The sequence below is a fragment of the Microbacterium sp. A94 genome (genome assembly GCF_051842855.1).
Classification (GTDB): Bacteria; Actinomycetota; Actinomycetes; order Actinomycetales; family Microbacteriaceae; genus Microbacterium.
In genome coordinates, this window is the sequence record NZ_JBPXMU010000002.1 from 256,539 (window position 1) to 277,836 (window position 21,298).

At 64.6% G+C, this 21,298-nt stretch carries 19 protein-coding genes, 1 tRNA gene and 2 pseudogenes; 13 read left to right on the plus strand and 9 right to left on the minus strand.

All coding sequences use genetic code 11. The annotated features are described in order from the left end of the window. The first annotated feature begins 2 nt into the window (after nt 1-2). Nucleotides 3-638 (plus strand): hypothetical protein, encoded by a 636-nt coding sequence (locus ACSU1L_RS07115; RefSeq protein WP_439255246.1) that lies wholly within the window; start codon nt 3-5, stop codon nt 636-638. 95 nt (nt 639-733) lie between these two features. Here the strand turns inward: ACSU1L_RS07115 and ACSU1L_RS07120 are convergent, their stop codons facing one another. Next, nucleotides 734-1,309, minus strand: coding sequence for a hypothetical protein (locus tag ACSU1L_RS07120; protein WP_439255247.1), 576 nt, complete (start codon nt 1,307-1,309; stop codon nt 734-736). Nucleotides 1,310-1,349: 40 nt separating this feature from the next. Further along, nucleotides 1,350-1,955, minus strand: coding sequence for a dCTP deaminase (gene dcd / locus ACSU1L_RS07125; protein WP_439255248.1), 606 nt, complete (start codon nt 1,953-1,955; stop codon nt 1,350-1,352). Nucleotides 1,956-2,041: 86 nt separating this feature from the next. Here dcd and ACSU1L_RS07130 point away from each other — a divergent pair, with 86 nt between their 5' ends. The 3 genes from ACSU1L_RS07130 to ACSU1L_RS07140 all read left to right on the plus strand — a co-directional run bounded on the left by ACSU1L_RS07130 (nt 2,042) and on the right by ACSU1L_RS07140 (nt 3,865). Then, nucleotides 2,042-3,268, plus strand: coding sequence for an NAD(P)/FAD-dependent oxidoreductase (locus tag ACSU1L_RS07130; protein ID WP_439255249.1), 1,227 nt, complete (start codon nt 2,042-2,044; stop codon nt 3,266-3,268). 51 nt (nt 3,269-3,319) lie between these two features. Then, a tRNA-Gly gene (locus ACSU1L_RS07135) sits at nt 3,320-3,393 on the plus strand. A gap of 184 nt (nt 3,394-3,577) precedes the next feature. Next, complete coding sequence (locus ACSU1L_RS07140) at nt 3,578-3,865, plus strand: single-stranded DNA-binding protein (protein WP_439255598.1); 288 nt, start codon at nt 3,578-3,580, stop codon at nt 3,863-3,865. A gap of 959 nt (nt 3,866-4,824) precedes the next feature. Here ACSU1L_RS07140 and ACSU1L_RS07145 read toward each other — a convergent pair. Next, nucleotides 4,825-6,333: an ABC transporter substrate-binding protein gene (locus ACSU1L_RS07145; RefSeq protein WP_438253900.1), complete on the minus strand. Its 1,509-nt coding sequence runs from the start codon at nt 6,331-6,333 to the stop codon at nt 4,825-4,827. Between the two features lie 648 nt (nt 6,334-6,981). Between ACSU1L_RS07145 and mftG the strand changes: the two genes are divergently transcribed. From mftG to ACSU1L_RS07160, 3 genes are all read left to right on the plus strand, one after another. Beyond that, nucleotides 6,982-8,550: a mycofactocin dehydrogenase MftG gene (gene mftG, locus ACSU1L_RS07150; protein WP_438253899.1), complete on the plus strand. Its 1,569-nt coding sequence runs from the start codon at nt 6,982-6,984 to the stop codon at nt 8,548-8,550. Next, complete coding sequence (locus tag ACSU1L_RS07155; protein ID WP_438253898.1) at nt 8,547-9,764, plus strand: alpha-hydroxy acid oxidase; 1,218 nt, start codon at nt 8,547-8,549, stop codon at nt 9,762-9,764. The genes mftG and ACSU1L_RS07155 overlap by 4 nt, the downstream gene beginning before the upstream one ends. 86 nt (nt 9,765-9,850) lie before the next feature. Next, a complete protein-coding gene (locus ACSU1L_RS07160; RefSeq protein WP_438253897.1) occupies nt 9,851-10,261 on the plus strand; it encodes a GlcG/HbpS family heme-binding protein in 411 nt (136 codons plus the stop codon). Here ACSU1L_RS07160 and ACSU1L_RS07165 read toward each other — a convergent pair. Continuing rightward, nucleotides 10,258-11,130: pseudogene (locus ACSU1L_RS07165) on the minus strand (IS481 family transposase); the annotation flags it as partial. The gene ACSU1L_RS07160 and the pseudogene ACSU1L_RS07165 overlap by 4 nt on opposite strands. Here ACSU1L_RS07165 and ACSU1L_RS07170 point away from each other — a divergent pair. Then, nucleotides 11,128-11,601 (plus strand): annotated as a pseudogene (locus ACSU1L_RS07170) (ATP-binding protein); the annotation flags it as partial. The pseudogenes ACSU1L_RS07165 and ACSU1L_RS07170 sit on opposite strands and share 3 nt — an antisense overlap. Before the next feature lie 239 nt (nt 11,602-11,840). On the opposite strand, the gene ACSU1L_RS07175 reads toward ACSU1L_RS07170, so the two are convergent. From ACSU1L_RS07175 to ACSU1L_RS07190, 4 genes are all read right to left on the minus strand, one after another. After that, nucleotides 11,841-13,370, minus strand: coding sequence for an acyl-CoA synthetase (locus ACSU1L_RS07175; RefSeq protein WP_438253896.1), 1,530 nt, complete (start codon nt 13,368-13,370; stop codon nt 11,841-11,843). A gap of 96 nt (nt 13,371-13,466) precedes the next feature. After that, a complete protein-coding gene (locus ACSU1L_RS07180; protein ID WP_438253895.1) occupies nt 13,467-13,919 on the minus strand; it encodes a MaoC family dehydratase in 453 nt (150 codons plus the stop codon). 37 nt (nt 13,920-13,956) lie between these two features. Next, nucleotides 13,957-14,841 carry an amidohydrolase family protein gene (locus tag ACSU1L_RS07185; RefSeq protein WP_438254275.1) on the minus strand — a complete coding sequence of 295 codons (885 nt, stop codon included), beginning with the start codon at nt 14,839-14,841 and terminating at the stop codon, nt 13,957-13,959. Between the two features lie 13 nt (nt 14,842-14,854). Then, entirely contained in the window at nt 14,855-15,778 is a 924-nt protein-coding gene (locus tag ACSU1L_RS07190) for an SDR family oxidoreductase (RefSeq protein WP_438253894.1), read from the minus strand. A gap of 88 nt (nt 15,779-15,866) precedes the next feature. Here ACSU1L_RS07190 and ACSU1L_RS07195 point away from each other — a divergent pair, with 88 nt between their 5' ends. After that, entirely contained in the window at nt 15,867-16,334 is a 468-nt protein-coding gene (locus tag ACSU1L_RS07195) for a MarR family winged helix-turn-helix transcriptional regulator (protein WP_439255250.1), read from the plus strand. 58 nt (nt 16,335-16,392) lie between these two features. After that, a complete protein-coding gene (locus ACSU1L_RS07200; RefSeq protein WP_438253892.1) occupies nt 16,393-17,559 on the plus strand; it encodes an acyl-CoA dehydrogenase family protein in 1,167 nt (388 codons plus the stop codon). Here ACSU1L_RS07200 and ACSU1L_RS07205 read toward each other — a convergent pair. Next, nucleotides 17,534-17,677, minus strand: coding sequence for a hypothetical protein (locus ACSU1L_RS07205; protein WP_438253891.1), 144 nt, complete (start codon nt 17,675-17,677; stop codon nt 17,534-17,536). The genes ACSU1L_RS07200 and ACSU1L_RS07205 overlap by 26 nt on opposite strands. 150 nt (nt 17,678-17,827) lie before the next feature. Between ACSU1L_RS07205 and ACSU1L_RS07210 the strand changes: the two genes are divergently transcribed. From ACSU1L_RS07210 to ACSU1L_RS07220, 3 genes are read left to right on the plus strand one after another with little or no spacing between them, the layout of a single operon-like run. Then, entirely contained in the window at nt 17,828-18,787 is a 960-nt protein-coding gene (locus ACSU1L_RS07210) for an enoyl-CoA hydratase/isomerase family protein (protein ID WP_438253890.1), read from the plus strand. Continuing rightward, a complete protein-coding gene (locus ACSU1L_RS07215; RefSeq protein WP_439255251.1) occupies nt 18,784-19,935 on the plus strand; it encodes a CoA transferase in 1,152 nt (383 codons plus the stop codon). The genes ACSU1L_RS07210 and ACSU1L_RS07215 overlap by 4 nt, the downstream gene beginning before the upstream one ends. Further along, entirely contained in the window at nt 19,905-21,272 is a 1,368-nt protein-coding gene (locus ACSU1L_RS07220; RefSeq protein ID WP_438253888.1) for an amidohydrolase family protein, read from the plus strand. The genes ACSU1L_RS07215 and ACSU1L_RS07220 overlap by 31 nt, the downstream gene beginning before the upstream one ends. Nucleotides 21,273-21,298 lie beyond the last annotated feature (26 nt).

A 21,298-nucleotide genomic window follows, 5' to 3' on the forward strand; every position in this document is an offset into this window, starting at 1 on the left:
TCATGGACACCATGAACACTGATGAAAACTCCCGCCCATTCGGGTTCTGGCTCAATGCCGTCGATCGCCTCATGACAGCCGAGTTCGCCAGAGCCTTCGAGTCAGAGGGCATCACGCGTCGTGAATGGCGACTGCTGAACATCGTCGACGGCACGGTTCCGGCCGGTCGCCGCAAGAGCGAGCGCCCGTTGCCCGAACACAAACTCGGCCTACTCATCGAGCGCGGCTGGGTGTCGGATGCCGACGGCAGCTGGGCCCTGACCGAAGAAGGGCGCACGGCCAAGGATCGCCTCGGCAGCATCGTCGACGGCATCCGCGCGAAGGTCACTGACGCGGTGCCCGCCGAAGATCTTGCGACCACCCTGGCCACGCTCGAACAGCTTGCTCGCGCATTCGGCTGGGACGAAGAGAAACCGCTCCCCCGCGGACACGGACGGCACCGCCGCTTCGGACACCGCCATGGGCACGGACACGGGCACGGACACGGCGTCGGACACGGGCACGGCGTCGGACAGCACGGCCACCACGGCCACCACGGCCACCACGGCCACGGCCGCGCGCACTTCGCCCACTTCGCGCAGGGCGCCTACGAGCGGGGCTTCGACTCCGGCTTCAGCCGGGGTCGCAACGACCGCTGACCTGCGTCACGCAGGATGGATGGCACGCGTCGGTCATGAACACTCATGCCCGGCGCTTTCCTTTTCTATCGACACGGAGGCCGACGCCGCGGATGTCAGCCCTGTGCCCCCAGGAACAGCATGAGCCCGACGGCCCCGAAGAGCAGCACGGTGAGACCTGTGTAGATCACGATCGTCCAGCCGCGGTAGCTCTGGCCGTCCGTTCCGCCTGCGGCCGGGCTGACGTAGTTCCGCGTCGCTTCGTCGCGCGCCGTCGCAGCACGTGACGCGGCCGCGCGAGATTCGGCCTTCTGCGCAGCGGTCGGCGGCACCACCTCCTGCTTGTGAGCGGATGCCGACGTCCACGTGTCGTTGGGCGCCCACGTGCTGCGCTTGCGGAGCGCCGGAGCATCCGCTGCGGCAGCTCCGCCATTCTCCGATGGCGCCGGCGGGATGACCGGCTCCGCGCTGGGAGGTGGCGGCGCTGCACCGAATGTGGGCGGCGGCGGCACCTCGAAACCTTCGATAGCCGCTTCAGCATCGGGAGTGGCGACCGTCTCCGGCGGCGGGACGTCGAAGGCTTCCACGCCCGGAGCAACGGGGGATGCCGGCGGCTCACCACCGGGCACGGGCACATCAGTCGTGGCATCCGCGCCGGGATCTTGCGGGTTTTCCGTGTTTTCGCCGCTCACGCTCTCGATACTACGTGTGGGTGCGGCGATACGCGCCCGGTCAGCCGCCGAGTGACCCCAGATCGGTGTTGCTGACATCCGTGCGGTGGAAGTTCTGGAACGAACGGGATGCCGTGGGTCCGCGCTGCCCCTGATAGCGGTTGCCGTACGGGCCTGAGCCGTACGGGTTCTCGGCAGGCGAGGTCAGGCGGAAGAAGCAGAGCTGGCCGATCTTCATGCCTGGCCACAGCTTGATCGGCAGGGTCGCGACGTTCGCGAGCTCGAGGGTGACGTGGCCCGTGAAGCCCGGGTCGATAAAACCAGCCGTGGAGTGGGTGATGAGACCGAGGCGTCCGAGCGAGCTCTTGCCCTCCAGCCGCGCAGCGATGTCATCCGACAGCGTGACCTGCTCGAATGTGGCGCCGAGGGCGAACTCGCCGGGGTGCAGAATGAACGGCTCGTCGGGTTTGACCTCGATGAGCCGGGTGAGCTCCGGCTGGTCCTCGGCGGGATCGATATACGGGTACTTGTGGTTATCGAAGAGCCGGAAATACCGATCCAGCCGCACGTCGATGCTGGAAGGCTGAATCATCTCCGGCTCGTGCGGCGACAGCCCGATGCGGCCGGCTGCGAGTTCTGCTCTGATGTCGCGGTCACTGAGAAGCACGGGATCAGCCTAATGGGCTTGCACCAGGTGCCGTAGCCGCGGGACTCTGACATCCTGGGCAGGACTGTCGTACTCGGGAGGTTGCAATGGCGCGCTCGATCATCATCGGGGCGGGAATGGTCGGGTTGGCGACCGCGTGGCATCTACAGGAACGCGGCGTCGAAGTCACGGTGCTCGATCGCACCGGCATCGCGGCCGGTGCTTCGTGGGGCAATGCGGGCTGGCTGACGCCGGGCAAGGCGATTCCGCTGGCGGACCCGAGTCTGTGGACGTACGGTCCCCGGGCTCTGCTCGATCGGGATGCTGCGTTGCACGTCCCGTTCCGCGTCGATGCCGCGCTGTGGAGCTTTCTCGCACGCTTCGCCTCGCACGGCACCAGCAGAGCGTGGGATCGCACGATGGCGGCACTCACGCCGATCGACCGCATCGCATTGGAATGCTTCGACGAGTTGACCGACGGCGGGGTCGACTCGTGGACGCGCGAGGGCCCGTTCGTCATCGGCTTCGCTGATCGGTCGCATTCGAAGGGCTTCCTCAAGGAGATCGCCGGAGTGATCCGGCACGGGCAGGATGTGCCGTTCGAGCCGCTGGACGACCCGCGATCACTTGCTCCGATGCTCTCGGATGCGGTGAAGGTCGCATACAGGCTGGAGGGGCAGCGGTTTCTCGAGCCGGCACCGTTCGTCGAGGCGCTGGCAGGCGCGGTCGTCGCTCGAGGCGGCGCTGTGCGTACCGACGCAGAGGTGACCGCGGTTGTCACCGGTGGCGCGCGACCTGCGGTGGTGCTGGCATCCGGCGAGCGATTGGATGCCGACTCGGTGGTCGTGGCGACGGGCGCGTGGATGCCGCGGCTCGCGCGCGAGCTCGGAGTGAAGACGCGGGTACAGGCCGGTCGCGGATACTCCTTCACCGTGGCGACCGAGCAGCCGGCGGAGCATCCGATCTACCTGCCGTTCCAGCGGATCGCCTGCACTCCGTATCAGGGCCGGCTGCGCGTGGCCGGAACGATGGAGTTCCGCGGGCCGGACGAGCCGTTCCAGGCGCGCCGCGTGCAGGCGATCGTCAACCAGTCGCGGGTGCTGCTGCGGGGCGTCGACCTGGATGACCGCCAGGACGAGTGGGTCGGCTCGAGGCCGGTAACCCCGGACGGGCTGCCGCTGGTCGGGGCAACGCGAGCGGCCGGTGTGTACGTCGCCGGCGGCCACGGGATGTGGGGCATCGTGCTGGGGCCCGCCACAGGCAAACTGCTCGCCGAGCAGATCACGACCGGTCGGGTGGATCCGGCTATCGCGGCATTCGATCCGCTGCGGTGAGCGCGTGACAGTCGCCACATTTGTTATGCTGGCCGAACGCCGAAAGGCCGTGGGACTGTAGTTCAATGGTAGAACTTCTGCTTCCCAAGCAGATAGCGCGGGTTCGATTCCCGTCAGTCCCTCCACAGTAATCTTCTGCCAAGCTGTGAGTTCTCAACGTAGTTGGCACTTTCGCAGGGTAGTTGGCACTCACCAAACAGCGTCGCGGACTTCGACACAGTGAAGACGCCAGGGCCTACCTACCCATTTCTTGAGCACCTTAGTCGGCTCAACGAGGAGACCAAAGAGTAGGAGGACGTCGGCGAGCCGATCTCCCACAACGAGGCCGTGTTCGGGAAGCAGGCTAAGAACGTCGCTGCATCTCTCAAAGAGGGGAATCGAGTCATTGTCTCCGGCGACCTGCATTTTCAGGCGTATGTAAAGGACGGTCAGCGTCGGCAGGGCACGCAGATCGTGGCGGACGCGGTCGCTCCTTCGTTGAAGTTCGCGAGGGTGGACGTGCACCGCAACCCAAAAGCGCCGAGCCCGGAAGCTTCGGCGACTGGGCCGGTGGCGACGACTGAGACGCCCTGGCAGGTCGCGACCATCGCACCTTGACCGCTGAACGTCTCAGAAGGGGCGTACGGATCCAGACCCCGGATCCGTACGCCCCTTCACTGTGCCGGCGATGTCGCACACGACCAACCGATCGGGCCAGAAGAGGTCGAGAGGAAAGCACCATGAGCGAATAAAACCAGATCACGGACGCGCAGGAGCGACCGAGCGTCACACGCTTGTTCAATGATCTCGAGCAGAACCACCGGCCCCGAGGCGCGTGGCGTCGCCTGGATCCAGCCGAAGTCGGCCGGGCCGGCGACATCGAGCTGAGCCAGGACGTATGGACCATCCGGCCGTCGTCCGCCAATGCCGACAGATTTTACTGGAAAATCGATTCTCCGGATCCGTCGACAGCCGAGTGGCGCGGTACGGCGTCGTGCGGCGAAATGATCGAACGGCTCAGCGCGGCGATCGACCACGACACAGCGATCAGGCGGCTCGATGACGCCAAGCAGATGCCCCTCGCTGCGGAACTGATACCTCGCATAGCTGGTAGCTTCCCCGTTCCGATTGGTCGCGGGGCGAGGACTCGACGTTCGCGCAGACTCTCGAGTACCCCGCCCCCCGTTTAAGGTTTCGCGGAGCACGACGAACGTGTTCCAGAGCTCGGTGCGAGTACGGATCAAAGTCTTGAGGCGGGCCGGGGACGGGCGCCGCGCGTCCGTCGGCAAACTCTCCACAGGCGGTGTGCTGGCGTCCCTCCGCGATCGCGCGAACCGCTGTGGCGAACGGCTCTCACGCCGAAGCCCTCAGCAACCGTCACAGCACTTCCTATCGACTGAGACATCAGTCCGGGTTTCCCACTCCAATGCCGTTTAGAGTACGCAATAGCTTTGGAAGTGACACCACATGTCACGCGTCCGCGCGAGTACGGCGCGTTCAGCCAGACGAGAACGGCCACGATCAGGTATGACGCGGAAGATCGATCCCGGCAGGCAGAGCCCGCCGGGATCGAGTGGTTACTTCTGTTTCATTCCCACTCCGTCGAGAACGGGGTAGCCGGCCTGCCACTCTTGGACCCCGACGAGGTCGTCGCTGTAGGCGATGGTGTAATTGCGCCACATCACTGGAATGTACGCCGAGATCGTCTCGCGCGTCAGCTCCGCGATCTCGAAGAAGATCGCTTCCCGCTCGTCGTCGTCTACGGTCGACTGAGCCTTGAGCATCAGGTCAGTCACGCCGGGAACGTCGACCTTACCGGGATTGCGGATCGTGTCAGTACTCAGGTGCCGCCACAGGAAAGGAGTCGGCTCAAGGTCGGGTACCAAGTTCTGTGTCGCGATGGCGATCGTCGGCTTGATCCAGGTTGCCTCTGTGATCGCGCTTCCGGTCGGGAACGTGAGCTCCACGTCGACACCAATCTCCGCCCAGCTGGCCTGAATGGACTCGGCGATCGCCCTATTATTCGCGTCCGCAGCCATCGTGTACGTGAAACCGTCCGCGTAGCCGGCCTCGGCCAACAGCTTGCGAGCGCCCTCTACGTCGAAATCGAACGGTTCCAAATCGGCATCGAAGCCGAAGCGCCCAGGCACGACGAACTGATTGGCCGCTTCCCCTCGACCGAACGCGAGCCCATTCACGATGCCCTCACGGTCGATTGCCATAGCCAAAGCCATCCGAACCCGTGGATCCGCAAGCTCCGGCGCCAAGTCAGGGTTGAGGCTTATCGACATCAGCTGTGAACCATTGAGCGCGTAGGTGGAAGATCCCGCCGCCTCAACGGCGTCCGCCTGCGGTGCCTCGATAATCGCCATGTCAAGCTCGCGCGAGCGGATTGCGTTGGACATGGCTACTGGGTCTTCGATCGCACGCAAGGTCACTCCGGCGACCTGCACCGCGTCCGGGTCCCAGTAATCAGGTTTGCGCACGACGTCCAATTGGACTCCGGGAGTGTCCTTCTCTACGAGGAACTTGCCGGTTCCGACTGGGGACTCGAAGTCGCCAGACGCGACACTTTCGGAACTGAGCATGATACCGACGCGCCCTGCCAGGAGACCAGGCAACCCGACGTTGGGGGTCGACAGCACAACGCGGACCGTCTGCTCGTCAACGATCTCTACGTTGCTCATCGATGCGAGGTCAGCGCCGATGTTCGATCCCTCGCCGGCATAGTACTCGAGCGTGGCTTTCACGTCCTCGGCGTCGAAAGATGAACCATCACTGAAGGTTACGCCGTCCCGGAGCCCGAACTCCCACGTAAGTCCATCATCTACGGTCACCCACGTTTCAGCGAGAGCGGGAACCAATTCGAGGTCTGCTTCCAGCGCAATCAAGTTGTCATAAATGAGCTGGTAAATAGGGACAATAGTGGCACCCGGCATTTTCGACGGATCCCACGAATTCAGCAGGAAACGGACGCCGACCGAAATCGTCGCCTCGGGGTCGGTGGCCGCGTCCGCGGGGGCGGGCGTTTTATCGCCGATAGAGCAGCCGGTGAGCATTACTGCGGTCAGGGCAGCGACCGCCACCCATGTTCTGTGCCGGCGCTTCCGTGTAGCGTTGCGCATTTCACTCCTTTGTGTTGCGACCGAACCACAAAAACATCGATCGTGGTTCCAAAGTTTACATATATGCACACCGGTGTCAACGTACGAGCATGCCTCCGCGGGCGACGTTTCACGACCACCCCGCTCGGTAATGAAACATCAGCAACATCACTGTCGCCGGGCTTGACAGTAGCGTACATCTAGCGAACTGCCCCCCGTGTCTCCGATTAGCCTGGGCTCCGAATCTGATCTGTGATCGACACAAGAGCACGGACGTGTACACATACTGCCACCGAACGATTGTATTGCTGTGGCATTTTCTGATTTGACGCCGACTCGAGCAAGGTGTCATGATCAGAGAGCCCGAGCACCACAATCGACCGTGCCTCATTGGAGAGAGCTAAACCGTGGAGCTATGGAACGCGCTCGATGCATGGAGAAACCCGTCGCGGCTGAGCACCATCAAATTGGAGTCCTGACCTATCGCTGTTTCGCGTTCAAAAGACGCCCTTATTACAGCGCTAATTGTCGAGCATAATTGCAATTGTCGGAGCGTGACACAGACCTTCATGCTCAGACACCAATGCGACTCACCCTGATAACGCAGATTACAGAGTGGTAGGAGCGAACTTGGAATACGACGTCATTGTAGTTGGGGCCGGCTCAGCGGGAGCGGCCCTCGCCTCGCGGCTCTCGGAGAACCCAAAGCGATCCGTCCTGCTCATCGAGGCAGGTCCGGACTACCCCACGCTGGACGATTTGCCGGACGAGCTCAAGTACGGGCATGCGACTGAACTCGACATGACTACGACAGCACACAACTGGCAGTTCACGGGCAAGGCAACCGATGAGGCACCAGAGGTCGTTGTACTCAGGGGGAAAGCGACAGGCGGCACGAGCGCCATCAACGGCCAGATCTTCGTCAGAGGCATCCCTGAGGACTTCGATGAGTGGGCAGCCGGAGGCAACGACCGATGGTCATACAACGAGGTGCTCCCGTACTTCCGCAGGCTGGAGCAGGACCGTGACTACGATGACGAGTTCCACGGCGCTTCCGGCCCGATCCCAGTGCACCGCTATCCCCGATCGGAATGGAATGCTGACCAAGTCGCGTTCTATGAGGCGTGCCGCGCGGCCGGGTTCCAGAATTGCGGAGACCACAACGCGCCCGGCTCAACCGGTGTCGGGCCAACACCTCTCAACAATCCCGGAGGAATTCGGTATAGCACGGCCCTGGGTCATCTGACGCAGGCCCGTCACCGTTCGAACCTGACCATCTGGGCAGACACCTTCGTGCGCCGCCTTGTGATCGAAGGCGATCGTGTCGCCAGCATCGAAGTCTCCCGCGGGGGGGAGGTGCTGCGGGTGCGGGGAAGAGAGGTTGTTCTCAGCGCGGGAGCTATCTGCTCTCCGCACATCATGATGCTCTCCGGTGTTGGACCCGCGCGCCAGTTGATGGAGTGTGAAGTTCCGGTGCTGGTGGATCTTCCTGGTGTCGGTAAGAACTTGGACGATCATCCTGCCGCTTGGGTGACCTGGCACACACAGCCAGGGCATGCAACCGACCCCCGTGCGCCGCGCGCACAGATTTCTCTGCACTACTCCAGCGAATCGTCAGAGTTCCGCAACGATTTGAAGATCTCGATGCAGTCTTACGCCACTGAACGGGCGCAGCCCGGCCAGCCTCGCAAACCACTCGGTGTCCGCATGGTTGTCGGACTGCAGCGTCCGCTCGGAAGCGGCGAACTCTCGCTAGTATCGAACGACCCGGAAGTTCAGCCCACCATCGATTTCCGGCTGCTAGAGAAAGAAGAAGACCTCGCCCGAATGGTCGAGGCCGTCCGGCTTGCAGTGAGACTCGGTGAACATCAAAGCTTCGCCGGCATTCTCGATGACCGGATCGAGCCGCGGGACGAAGATCTGGCGACCGATGAGGCGCTGATCGGATGGCTGCGGCGAACCTCTATGTCCTCGCTGCACATAACCGGAACCTGCAAGATGGGGCCGACCACCGACCCTGCCGCCGTGGTAGATCAAGCAGGCCGCGTGTATGGCGTCGCCAACCTTCGGGTCGCAGACACCTCGATCATCCCCCAAGGGGTACGCGCCGCCACGAATGCAACTGCGGTCATGATCGGGGAGCGCATCGCCGCACTGATGGATGAAGATTCACACCTGAGCGAAGGAACACAGCAATGATGAACGAGTCCTCAGCACGGCTTGAGGCGGGCGTCGACGCCGCGATTCCGTCACCCGTCGGCGAGCGCGGATCCGGCCCTGCAGAGTCACGCGAACAGACATTCTTGAGTGTCGCGCAGTTGGAGACTCAAGCGCGCGAAGTGCTCCCTGCGGGGGGCTTTGATAATCACTTCGGCCGCGAGGGCGCCCCGACGTGGGAAACACTGACCGCGAACCGTTGGGCATTCCAGCGACGGCTCATCCGCGGACGGGTTCTCGCCGGAGTCGTCGAACCCGACATCAGTACGTCGATCCTCGGAAAGCCAAGCCCGCTTCCCGTCATGATCTCTCCAGCCGGCGGCCAGCAGCGATTCCACCCCGAAGGCGAGGGCGCTATGGTCGAAGCCGCCGCCAAGACGGGCATCCCCATGGGGCTGAGTACCCTCTCGACGCTCTCACTCGAAGAGGTTCGAGATCGCGCTCCGTCCGCGCGCCTCCTGTTCCAGCTCTACATGCTTCGAGACGAGTATGTGACCAATGACCTCGTCAGCCGTGCCGAGGAGCAGGGATACGAGGCCATCATCCTCACAGTTGATCACATCGTCGGCGCACGCCGATTCCCCGAGCGCGCGGCGCTGCACGGAGTCTCTGATGTCTCCCCAATCGTGTGGCCACACCTGAATGGACCGCCCAGGTGGGCCAATGTCGAGAAGTACAGAGGCACAAAGCACGAGATCCCAGAGGTCTTCGGTCAGGCTATCCAGCCGTCATTGACTTGGGATGACGTTACTAAGCTCCGCGCTCGCACGTCGTTACCGATCGTCATCAAGGGCATACAGACACCGGCTGACGCGATCAGCGCGGTTGATCACGGCGCCGACGCGGTGATCGTATCCAACCACGGTGGTGTGCCGCCGTCCATGGGTGCAATGGCGCCGTGCTTGGAAGCCCTGCCCCAGATCAAAGAGGCGGTCGGCAACGGGATGGAGATCTACCTTGACAGTGGCGTCCGCAGCGGCGTGGACGTGTTCAAGGCCCTCAGCCTTGGGGCTGATGCGGTGCTCGTCGGCCGAGCCGCCCTGTGGGCACTGGCCGTCGGAGGTCGGGCGGGTGTGAGACGAGTCGTCGACATCCTGTCCGACGAATTGTCCTCGACCCTAGCTTTGACCGGTTGCCAGACCGTAAACGACGTCGCGCGCGCTGACGCACTGTGGAGCGGCGAACAGCGCTGGTGATACCTCGCTGATCGCGAAACGCAGGTGTGCACGCCCAACGCGCAAGCTGGTCACACTGTCCACTCGAATCAACGCCAAGGAATCCCATGCCACTCACGCTTCAAAAAGTTCAGGACCTCATCAGCGGCGCCATCGAGCGTGCCACTGAGCTTGAAACACAGATCACCGTGGCGGTGGTCGACGAAGGCGGACATCTGAAGGCTTTCGGACGCATGGACGGTGTCCCACCGCTCACCGTCCAGGTGGCCCAGGCCAAAGCGAACAGCGTCGCCATTTTCGGCTACGACGGCGCAACCCTTCGTCGTATGCAGGAATCCGCACCCAGTTTTTTCGCCCAGTTGGCCCAGGTCGTCCAGACTCCGATTCTGGCAGGCGGGGGCACGGCGCTCATCCGCGAGGAGGGGATAGTCGTCGGGGCGATCGCAGTCAGCGGCGCGGCAACCTCCGCACAGGACGACGAGTGCGTCGAAGCCGCTCTTGCCGTTCTCTCCTCCTAGGTGTTCTTCCCACTGACGTTATGGACGCGGTCGATGGGTGAGGCCTCTGAGAGCGGTATGGGGTCTGTGGTGATTGTAGTCGTGGATCCAGGCCTGGTAGGCGCCTGCTCGGGCGGTATCTGATCCGTAGTGGCGGGCGTAGGCCCATTCGAACGCAAGGGTGCGGTGGAATCGCTCGATCTTCCCGTTCGTCTGCGGTCGATAGGGGCGGGTGAATTTGTGTTTTCACCTGCTCGCTGAGCGCGTCGTTGAACAGCCGTGAACGGTAGCGGGAGCCGTTGTCGGTGAGGACGCGGAGCACGGTGATACCCAAGCTGGCGTAGAACGCGTTCGCGCGCTCCCAGAACCCTGCCGCCGTCTCCTTCTTCTCGTCATCGAGGATCTCGGAGTAGACCACTCTCGAGTGGTCATCGATCGCGGGGTGCAGGAACGAGTACCCGACACTCGTTTTGTTCTTCTTGCCTTTCGCTTGGCCGAGGGTGCGATGTCCTCCTCCGTCAGGGATCCGGCCGAGCTTCTTCACATCGACATGGACCAGATCGCCGGGGCGTTCATGTTCGTAACGCACCGGTTTCTGCTTGCGCACCCGCACCCCGGTGTTCAGATCGATGTGTCCCAGCAGTGGCACACGGCAGCGGGCGAGGACCTTCGACACCGTCGATTGCGGCAGACGCAGGTGATAGGCGATTCGGTGCGGGGCCCCACCGTCTGGTGACTCGCAATGCGACGATTCGTCGCTCAGTTTTCTGGGGTGTCTGGCCCGGCGATCGCAGTGGCCGCGAGGAACGGTCCAGGAGGCCGCTCTCGCCCTCGGCCCGGTAGCGGGCCACCCAGTTCGAGACGGTACCGCGCGCGACCTGGAGGGATTGCTGCTCGGCCCTCCCGGCACCGGCAAAACCCATCTCGCGAGCGGGCTAGGAATGATCGCTGCCCGCCATGGGCACCGGGTGCTATTCGCGACCGCGACGGAATGGGTTACCCGCCTCACCGACGCGCACCGTCAAGGCCGGCTCCCACAAGAGCTCGCACGATTGCGACGCTACGGGCTGATTATCGTCGACGAAGTTGGCTACCACCCGTTCGAGCAAGACGCCGCGAATCTGTTCCTCTAGCTCGTGTCATCTCGCTACGAACACGCCTCACTCATCCTCACCAGCAACCTGGCATTCTCCGGCTGGGGCGGCATTTTCGGAGACAAAGCCGTCGCCGCCGCGATGATCGACCGCATCGTCCATCACGCCGACGTCGTCACCCTCAAAGGCGCCAGCTTCAGGCTCCGAGGACGAGGCATCGACAGCCTCCCCAGCATCAAAACCACAACCAACCAAACGCCTGACTAAACTGCTCGAAACCGTTCACTTTTCGAACGGCCGCAAACGTTCAAAGTTCGCGCGCCGCCGACAAGAACGGGGGTTCAGGCGTGCACGATATCTGGAGACATCACAGGATTCTGGGTAAATCCAGGTTCATTAGGGCTAGATCCATTTTCGTCGTGGGCACCATGTGGGCACGGCGACCTCAGCGCTCGAGGACCGCCAAACTTGACGAGCTCAGACGCATCAGGAGCGCCGCCCGGCGGTTATATCGAGGGCGCGAATCGAACCCGTAGGTCAGCTTTCCTGATTTTGCCGCTCGCCGTTCGGGGCAGCTCATCGACGATCACGGTCTTCGCGGGCACCTTGTAGCGCGCCAGTCGCCCATCCAGATGAGCACGCACCTGATCGGTGTCGATCGTGATGCCGTCCCGAACAGTGAGCACAGCCCAGGGCACCTCGCCCCAACGCTCGTCGGGAACTCCGATGACGGCCACACCGGTGACACCATCCATGTCGTTGATGAGGTTCTCGATCTCGGCGGGGTAGATGTTCTCACCGCCGGAGATGATCATGTCCTTGAGTCTGTCCGAGATGTAGAGCACGCCGTCACCGTCGAGGTATCCGAGGTCACCGGAGCGGAACCATCCGTCTGCGGTGAACGCTTCCGTCGTTGCCTGGGGTCGACCGTGGTAGCCGGCGAACACGTTGGGTCCGGAGATCTCGATCTCTCCGACGGTGCCGCTCGGCACGGCACGGCCATCCTCGCCGGCGATCCGCACACCAGTGAAGAAATGCGGAACCCCGACACTCCCCTGCTTCTCGCGCGTGCGCTCAGGAGCAAGCAAGGTCGCGCCCGGAGCCGTCTCGGTCATTCCGTAGCCCTGCGAGAACGACAACCCTCGCTCCTCGTAGGCGTTCAGGACGCGTGAGGGTACGGCGGATCCTCCGCAGGTCAGCTTCCGCATGCTCGAGACATCCGTGGTTGCCCAATCGGGGTGATCACAGAGCAATTGGTATGTCGTCGGCACGCCGGAGAGCATCGATACGCCGTGGTGCTCGATGAGCGCGAGCGCACGACCTGGATCGAACCGCTTCTCGAGCACCAGCGTGCCGCCCTTGATGATGATCGGAAGCGCGCCCATCCCGAGGGATGCGACGTGGAAAAGCGGCGAGATCATCAGGGCCACATCGGTCGAGACAATGTCGTAATCGATGATCGCGTTCAGCGCCGCCCAGGTCAGGTTCCCGTGCGTGAGGACCGCGCCCTTCGGCTTGCCCGTCGTTCCCGAGGTGTAGAGGATGGCCGCGGGCCGGTCCAGCGCGGCAGGCGCATCCTCAGAATTGCTCTGCCGCGGAACGCCCACGGCTTCGCGCGGCGCAGATGCCTCCCGCTCATGCGCGGAACCCGCCGCGATCACATGCGCGACCGAAGATGCGACGTCCGATACTCGAGCGCTGAACTCGGCATCGTGGATCAGCACTCGCGCTCCCGAGTCCGTGAGTACGTGCTGGATTTCAGGAGGAGCGAGTCGGGTGTTGACGGGAACGAAGACCGCCCCGATCTGTACTGTTCCGAACAAAGCCGCGAGGAAGTCGGGACTGTTCTCGCCCAGATAGGCGACGCGATCTCCCGGCCCGGTGCCGCGACGGACGAGATCGGCCGCGACGATATCGGCCATCTCTGCCAGTTCGCGGTACGTGAGCTTGCGCCCGTCCTCGAAGACGAGTGCGGTCTTATCCGGGGTCTTCAGACGACGCGTCGCCATCCAGGAACCGAGTCCATGATCATGCATCGTATGTCTCTCCGTCGAGGCTGGCAGTCGTCTACGACCGTCGCGATGGTGGAATCTCCGGGCCGGCGCGCTGGGGAGGCCGACCCGGAGAGTGCGTCAGGCGTAGAAGCGCTGCAGGCTCCGGGCGACGACGGCGGGCTTGCCGTTGCCTTCCGCCTCGATCGTGACATCGATCGTGAGCTGGGCACCGCCGGCCACCTCGGTGACCTCGGCGACCGTGGCCGTCGCGCGGACACGCGATCCAACCTTGACAGGCGACACGAAGCGGACCTTGTCGAGACCGTAATTGACCTTGGTCGTGACACCTTCGACGTCCAGCAGCGACTCCCACAGCGGGATGAGCAGCGACAGACTGAGGAACCCGTGCGCGATCGGACCGCCGAAGGGGCCATCCTTCGCGCGCTCGGGGTCGGTGTGGATCCACTGGTGGTCATCGGTCGCATCGGCGAACGTATTGACCCGCTCCTGAGTGATATCGATCCACTCGGACGGGCCGAGCTCCGATCCGATGAGTGTGGCGAGGTCCGCGTAAGTGACTGTAGTGGTCATAGTGGTGAGTCCTTTCAGAGGGGAATGACGTCAGCGTTCAAGCGTCGAGGCCGAGGAGACGGGCCGCGTTGCCTTTGAGGATTCCCGGCATCACCTCGGACTTGAGGGCCGTCTGCTCGACATCCTTGAGCCAGCGGTCCGGGGTGATGAGCGGGAAGTCCGACCCGAACAGGACGCGCTTCTTCAGGAGCGAGTTCGCGTACCGGACGAGTTCGGCAGGGAAATATTTCGGGCTCCACCCGGACAGGTCGATCCAGGTGTTGTGCTTGTGCGTGGCGACCGAGAGCGCCTCGTCCTGCCACGGCACAGACGGGTGCGCCATGATGATCTGCAGGTCGGGATTCTCTGCGGCCACACCGTCCAGCAGCATCGGGTTCGACAGCCCGAGCCGAAGGCCACGGCCTCCAGGAAGGCCAGCGCCGATACCGGTCTGCCCGGTGTGGAACAACGCGACGACACCGGCATCCTGCAGAGCTGCATAGATCGGCTGATAGCGCACGTCGCTCGGATCAAAATTCTGCACCGTCGGGTGGAACTTGAAGCCGCGCACGCCATGATCGCCGATCAGGCGAGCGACCCGCTCGACCGCGTCATCCCGATTCGGGTCGACCGAGCCGAACGGGATGAGGACGTCGTTGTTACGCGCCGCGCCTTCCGCGATCTCCGCGCTGGAGATCGGCGGGTGCTCCAGGTGAGTCTCGGCGTCGACCGAGAACACGACCGCCGCCATCTTGCGCTCACGGTAGTACTCCGCGATGGAGTCAAGGTCGGGGCGCCCGGCATCGGTGGAGAAGTACTTCGTCGCGGCCTCGTTGAGGTCATCGGGCAAGGAGGTGTGTCCGTGTCCGTCGACTTCGACATGCACGTGCATGTCGATCGCAGTGATCGCCTCGAGGTCGATCGCAGATTCGTAGCGGGTCATCGCAGGCATCGGATCACGCCTGAGCGGGCTGAAGCTCGGCAGGAAGCGCCGGGAACTTCTCGCCGACCGACTGCACGTTGCCCGTGAGGAGAGCAGACTGCTCGACGAGCGCGTCGAAGGTCCATCCGCCGTCGCGGTACTCGGTGACGGCGGGCTCCGGGTGGCTCCAGACCTGCAGACGGTCGCCGCCGACGCCGATCGCCTGACCGGTGATCGCGGCTGCTTCGTCGGACGCGAGGAATGCAATGAGGCCGGACACGTCGGATGCGTTGCCGAAGCCGATCTCCCTGCGGAAGAACTCCGGCATTGGCTCGCCCTTCGCATCGGCCTCGACCGCAGCGGCGAAGTACGGCACGGTGGCGGTCATCGCGGTCGCAGCAACCGGAATGACTGCGTTGGCGGTAATGCCTGCCTTCTTGAGCTCAAGCGCCCAGGTTCGGACCATCCCGACAATGCCGGCCTTGGCAGCGCCATAGTTGGTCTGGCCGAAGTTGCCACGCTGACCAGTCGGGGACCCGATCGTGATGATGCGGCCAGCGACACCGTTCTCGCGCATGTAGGTCGCTGCCTCGCGGACGCAGGTGAAGGTGCCGCGGAGGTGCACGTTGATCACCAGGTCGAAGTCCTCGTCGCTCATCTTCCAGAGCACGGTGTCGCGGAGCACTCCCGCGTTGGTGACGAGGATGTCGAGTCCCCCGAAGGAGTCGACCGCAGTCTGTACGAGTTGCTTCGCCGTCTCAGTCGAACCGACCGGCGCGACCACGGCGACTGCCTTGCCACCGTCGGCCTCGATGGTGGCAACCGCATCTGCGGCGGTCTGCGCGTCGACGTCGTTGATCACGACGGATGCGCCCTGCCGCGCGAGTTCCTGGGCGTAGGCGAGGCCGAGGCCGCGGCCCGAACCTGTGACAATGGCGACTTTGCCGTTCAGCGACATGGTGTGCTCCTTAAGGTCGTAAATTGATAAGACCACACAATAGTAGGAAAAGTCAACTATCTACTTCTTCATTCGCTATGCTGGTCGTGTGACCACCGACATCGACACCCCATCACGTCAGCAGCAGCTGGCCGCTGGCAGCATCGGGAGCGACGTCAGCTTCCTGATGGCCCGCGCGAACGCCGTCTCGCTTTCGACCGCCAACACCCGGCTCGCCGGCCACGGCCTCCGCGTGCGTTCGTACAGCGTGCTGGCGCTCGCCTGCGACGGTGGCCGGCCCAGTCAGAAGGAGATCGCCGAGCTGCTGCGGCTGGATCCCAGCCAGGTGGTCAGCCTCATCGACGATCTCCAGGAGCGCAGATACGTCGAACGCGTGCCGGACCCCCGCGACCGTCGATCGAATGTCCTCGTTGCGACACCCGAGGGTAAAGCAACACACGCCCGCGCCCGCGTCGAAGTACGACAGGCCGAGGAAGAGCTACTGGCTCCCCTCACCGCATCCGAACGCGAGACGCTCAGCCGTGTGCTCCGGCAGCTCGCCTTCCCATCCGATTGAGCCGACGCCCGAACACTCGTCTCGCAGCCTTAGCAAACCCGCCTCCAGAATCGAGCAGATGATGACATCCGTCGCCCTTCCCCGCACGATCTTCGACGAGTCGCACGACGAGTTCCGAAACGTCGTTCGTCGTTTCGTCGAACGCGAGGTCAGCCCGAATCTCGAAGCGTGGGGTGAAGCAGGTCGCGTCGACCGCAGCTTCTTCCGCAAGGCAGCCGAGACCGGCCTGATCGGCATCACCGCACCCGAGGAGTTCGGTGGCGGCGGCGTCGAAGACTTCCGATACAACGCGATCATCATCGAGGAGTTCGCCCGCGCCGGCGCGACAGACGTCTCCATGTCGATCGACGGCGAAAACGACCTCGTGGCGCCCTACTTCATCACCTTCGGCTTACCCGAGCAGAACGCCCGCTGGCTGGCTCCGATGATCTCCGGAGACCTGGTCGGCGCCATCGCTTTGACTGAGCCAGGCACGGGCTCCGACCTGGCAGCCATCACGACGACAGCGATCGCGGATGGTGACGACCTCATCGTCAATGGATCCAAGACCTTCATATCGAACGGGTTGCTCGCGGACTTCTTCATCGTCGCCGTCAGCACCGATCCCGCAGCCGGCCGCAAGGGCATCACGTTGCTCATCATGGATGCTGATACTCCGGGATTCACTCGCAACGGACCGCTGAAGAAGATCGGCCTGTCCGCGCAGGACACCGCCGAGCTGTCTTTCGCCGACGTGCGCGTTCCGCGCACGAACATCCTCGGCACGGCGGGCGAGGGCTTCACCCACATGCGGCGGAACCTCGCGGTCGAACGTCTCAGCATCGCCGTGACATCCATGGCGCGGATGCGGGCGACGTTCGACCAGGCGCTGATCTACGCGACCGAGCGCAAGGCCTTCGGCGAGCGCATCGCGGACTTTCAGGCCAACCGCTTCTACCTGGCTGAGCTTGCCACCGAGATCGAGGTGACGCAGACGTTCATCGATCGGTGTATCCTCGACGCATCCGGCCACGAGTTGGACGAGGTGACTGCGGCGATGGCGAAGTGGTGGGCAACAGAACTGCACCAGCGGGTCATCCAGCGCGCCCTGCAGCTGCACGGCGGCTACGGCTACATGCGCGAATACGCCGTGGCGCACGACTACATGGACTCCCGCGTCGCTACGATCTTCGGCGGCACCACGGAGATTATGAAAGAGATCATCGGGCGGCGCCTGACGCGCTGAGATCTGCGGCGATCAGGTTCGCAATCAGGGGCGGGCGCTCCAACATGATGTCGTGCCCGGCACGTGGCCCATCGACGAGCTCCACGCTGGCCGGTGCCCCACCGGCGCTCTCGTTCACGCGACCTGGGTGGCGAACGGCGATGCCGAACCCGCGAGCACATGCACGCTACCAGAACATGTCGTACGCTCCAGAATTGTATTGACTTCCGGGGCGTGAGCACACTCGGAACCAACGCTCGCCTACCGTGCACCTTGTAAGCTGGCGAGCATGAACGAGCCGGCCCTCACGGTCGATGAACGACTCGCGCTCCTGGCGGCGGGGCACTTTGACGCCGCCCAGGTCGTGCCTGCGATCCTCGATGTCACGAACGCCGACCCTGCCGCAGTCCTCGCGATCCGCACGCTGCCAGCGATCACGTACGAACGCGTCGCCGAGGAGATCCCCCCGCGCCAGAGCGAGACCGCAGATCTCGCGGTTCCCGCGTCCTCCGCGGATGCACTCGTCACCGCCGTGAACCGCAACCCGGTGGCATCCGTCGTCCTCACCCAGCTCGTCCGGGCCACCGCGGCCCTTCCGATCGATGACGCGCTGGCGATGGAGTCGATCTCCTACTCCGCCCTGCAGGCAGGACAGGAATACCAGACGTGGCTGTCACGGCGTCGGGCGCCCGAACCCGCGGGCGATCCGAGCCCTCGCATTCGGATCGAGGCCGATGTCGAGGCCGTCACCATCTGGCTCGACCGCCCCCTACACGCCAACGCGCTCGACACCCGTGCACGGCATGAGCTCGTCGAAGCGCTGACTGGGCTGCGGTACGACGAAAGCCGAATCATACTGCGCGGCGTCGGTCCGCACTTCTGCGCCGGCGGCGACCTCGAGGAGTTCTCCGCCCCCACCGACGTCACCGAGACCCATCGCGTGCGCCTGCGCCAGGGACTCGCAGCCACCGTGGCGCACCTGGGCGCTCGCCTCGATGCGCACGTGCACGGTGCCGTCATCGGCGCGGGTTTGGAACTGAGCGCCTTCGCCGACCGAATCATCGCCCGACCGGATGCCCGCTTTCGTTTGCCCGAGGTGCGGATGGGCCTTCTTCCGGGTTCGGGTGGCACGGTGAGCGTACCGCGCCGCATCGGGGCGAACCGCGCGCTGGTGCTCATGCTCACCGGCCGGGTCCTCGATGCCGAACGAGCGCTGGCCTGGGGCCTGATCGACGAGATCGCACGATGATCGAGTCCGCTGACCTCGTCGCGGACAGCTTGCGCGGAGCGCTCGACGATCCGTTTCCGGGTGTCCTCTCACCCCGGACTCATACCTCGGCTCCGGACTTCACACGCACCTTGACAATCTCCGGCGCACGGCCGTCGGCCGATGTCAGCGCCGTGATCGAGCGCTTGGGCTCACTGGCCGACATGCTCGCTGAGCGCGCCGGTGCGGATCGGCCGGGAATTGATGGTGGCCTGCTCGCCGAACGCGAGCGGCTGTCGCAGGACACCCACATCCCGGCATCGGGGCGATCGCTGCGGGGTGCGACGCGGCTGCACCGCTGCTCCGACGGATGGCTCGCCCTCAACCTCGCGCGCGATGACGACCGCGAGAGCCTCCCCGCCCTCACCGGCGGAGCCGTAGAGCCCGCCGGTGACGGCCTGCTGGAGTGGTGCGCGCAGAAGCGTACAGGCGACGTCCTCGCGCGGGCCCGGCTGCTGGGGCTGGCGGTCGGCATCCTGCCGTCGGCCACGGCCACGGCCACGGCCACGGCGTCGCCGTTCGCGGTGGACGCCTCGGCCGCGCGGAGCGGGCGCCAGTGGCGCGACCGCGTCGTCGTCGACCTGTCTCGGCTGTGGGCGGGACCGCTGGCCGGTGCACTGCTGGCGGAGAGCGGTGCACACGTAATTCGGCTCGTCGATGTGACCGCACCGGCGACAGTGGAACCGACAGACGCCGCCTTCGAGAGCCGCCTGCACTCCGCAAAGGAGACACGGGAGCTCGATTTTGCCGATCGCACGCACCTCGCGCAGATAATCGGCGAGGCGGATATCGTAATCACCTCGATGCGACCGCATGCGCTCGCCCGTTTCCCTGCGGCGCGACCCGACGCGCTGCATCTGGCCATCACCGCGCACGGCACCGGATCGGGCATCGACCGCGTGGGCTTCGGCGATGACTGCGCGGTGGAGGGCGGGCTCGTCGCCTGGTACCCCTCCGACACGGGTGGCAGCCGCCCCGAGTTCCTCGGAGATGCCATTGCCGACCCATTGACAGGGATCATCGCGGCGGTCGCCGCGTTCGGCATGGCGGCGAACGGCCGCGCGGGCCGCGTGGACATGGCGCTGTCACAGGTCGCGGCATGGACGGCATCCGTCTCGGCGATCTCATGAGCGGCACGATGGTGACCCATCCGCGCATGATCAGCGGCCTCGACTGGCGCGGATCCGCGATCGACGTGCACATCGCCGACGGCGTCATCGTCGCCGTGTCGCCCTCCTCTGCGCCGCCACCCCGCCGCACTCTTCTTCCGGCGCTGCACGATCATCACGTGCACCTGTACGCGGCGGCCGCGCGACGGAGGTCGATCGACGCGAGCGGCTGCCGCAGTCGCGAGGATTTCACCGCGATGCTGCGTGCCGCCGCGACGCGGGGCGAGCCGCTGCGGGTGGTGGGGTACGACGACACAGTCGTCGGTCCCCTCGACCGAAGCTTTCTGGACGAGCTGCTCGGCGCCCGCATCCCGGTGCGCGTGCAGCACCGCGGAGGGCACCTCTGGGTGCTCAGCAGCGCCGCGTGCCGGGCCCTCGAATCTACGGTGGAAGTTCCCGCCGACGGGCGATTCTGGGACCAGGATGCCACCTTGGCCACATCTACGACGACCTCAGCCGAGGCACTATCATCGGTGATCGCGCGGCTGCACTCCCGCGGCGTCGTGAGCACCGACGACATGACTCCGACGCTGTCGCATATCGATGCAGAGACCCTTCGCAGCCTGGTGGGCTCGGACCTGGCGCTGACGGTCTTCGGTGCAAACTCTGATCCCGCACGCGCACACGCCGCAGCCGACGGCGTCAAGATCGTGCTCGCAGACCACGAGGTGCCGCTGCCCGAGACGATCACCGCGGCGGTGGCTGCCGCCCGGCCGGCCGCCGTCGCGCTGCACTGCGTCACAGCCGACACCATGGCGATGCTGCTCGCCGCGGCTGACGTGCTGCAGGCCCGCGACCGCATCGAGCATGCCTTCGTCGCCGCCGCCGAGGTCACGCTGCTGTGGGCGGCGCGCCACGCCGACGCGCCCGCAATCGGTGTGCATCCGGGATTCCTGCGCACCCACGGCGACCGTCTCCGCCGCCATGGCGTGGCGTCTGATGTCGCGAACTACCTGCGGGTGCGATCCTGGGCAGACGCCGGGCTAACACTGCTCGGCGGAACGGATCTGCCTTTCTCCACGGATGACCCCTGGACGGCGATGCAGGCTGCAGTGGACCGTCGTACCGCGTCGGGGGTCATCCTCGGCGAGGACGAGGCAATCAGCCCGGAGGATGCCTTCACGCTGTTCCGTCGCGGAGGGTGGAACGGGACAGCACCGCGCCTGGACCTGGGCCCCGGAGACCCGGCGGACCTCTGCATCATCGACGGCACCTGGACTGATGCCCGCCGCGATCTGTCCAGGGTCGACGTGCTCGCCACGTTTCGAGACGGTCGGGACGTCTTCGGTTCCGCATAAGGCACGAGGCTTTCGGATCGACGGCC